The sequence below is a fragment of the Methylibium rhizosphaerae genome (assembly GCF_006386545.1).
Taxonomy (GTDB): Bacteria; Pseudomonadota; Gammaproteobacteria; order Burkholderiales; family Burkholderiaceae_C; genus Pseudorivibacter; species Pseudorivibacter rhizosphaerae.
Window position 1 is genome coordinate 1 of record NZ_SWAR01000143.1, and the last position, 1,605, is coordinate 1,605.

Genomic DNA, 1,605 nt, shown 5'->3' on the forward strand with positions numbered 1-1,605 from the left:
GATGCCGGAGCCGACACCTACCTGTTCGGTCTGGGCTCGGGCCAGGACACGATCAACAACTACGACAGCGACGCGCCGGGCACCAACGCCGACACCATCGTGCTGGGCGCCGGCATCACGCCAGCGAACGTCGTCGTCAGTCGATCCGGCAACGATCTGACCATCAGCGTCATCGGCACCGATGACCGACTGACGGTCACCGGCTACTTCGCGAACGACGGCACTTCCCAGCACGCCGTCGAAACCATCCGCTTCGCCGACGGCAGCAGCTGGAGCATTGCGGACGTGAAGGCACGTGTCATCGTGCCCACGGGAGGTGATGACACCGTCACCGGCTACACCACCAACGACGCCCTCGGCGGCGCTGAGGGCAACGACACCCTCAACGGCATGGCCGGTGACGACACGATCGACGGTGGCGACGGTCGCGACACCCTCTCCGGGGGAGACGGTAGCGACACGCTGGTGGGCGGAACGGACAGCGACTCGCTTTCCGGCGGTAATGATGCTGACACGTTGCAGGGTGGCACAGGCGCCGACACGCTGGTTGGCGGTACCGGCAACGACACGCTGGACGGTGGGGCCGGCAATGACACCCTGAGCGGCGATGCCGGAGCGGACACCTACTTGTTCGGTCTGGGCTCCGGCCAGGACACGATCAACAACTACGACAGCGATGCAGCGGGCACCAATGCCGACACCATCGTGCTGGGCGCCGGGATCACGCCAGCGAACGTCGTCGTCAGTCGATCCGGCAACGATCTGACCATCAGCGTCATCGGCACCGATGACCGACTGACGGTCACCGGCTACTTCGCGAACGACGGCACCTCACAGCAGGTCGTTGAAACCATCCGCTTTGCCGACGGCACTACCTGGAACTACGCGGCCACCAAGAGCTATGTAACGGCCACTCCCCCGGCCGGGACCACACTCAACGGCACTGCGAATGCAGACTCCCTCGCCGGGACCCAGGGTAACGACACGTTGAGCGGCAATGCGGGCAACGACACGCTGGACGGTGGAGCCGGCAACGACACGCTGGACGGAGGGACCGGCAACGACACGTACCTGTTCGGGCGCGGTTCGGGCAATGACACGGTCACTGCGTCCGATGTGCTGCTCACGCGCTCGGGCGACGACCTATACGTGTCTATCGCTGGCAGCTCCGACCGCTTGCGGATCAGCGGACACTTCAACTCGCCGTCTCAACGGATCGAGCAGATCCGCTTTGCCGATGGCAGCACCTGGGGCTTGGCCACCATCGATGCCCTGGTGACGGCCGGCAGCTCGGGCAATGACGCACTGACCGGCTACGCCGGGGCCGATGCCCTGGCCGGAGGAGCCGGCGACGACACCCTCAGCGGCCGAGCCGGCAACGACACGCTGGATGGTGGCAATGGCGAGGACACGCTCAATGGCGAAGATGGCGATGACCTGCTGCTCGGCGGCGCAGGCGCCGACACGCTGAATGGCGGCAACGGCAACGACACGCTGGACGGTGGAGCCGGCAACGACACGCTGGACGGAGGGACCGGCAACGACACGTACCTGTTCGGGCGCGGTTCGGGCAATGACACGGTGTCGGCCTACGAGACCACGGCC

General features: G+C 66.0%; 1 protein-coding gene. It reads left to right on the plus strand.

The genetic code is table 11. The annotated features are described in order from the left end of the window. Nucleotides 1–1,605, plus strand: a 1,605-nt coding sequence (locus tag E8D38_RS27830; RefSeq protein ID WP_140637555.1) for a calcium-binding protein, incomplete at both ends; no start/stop codon positions are given.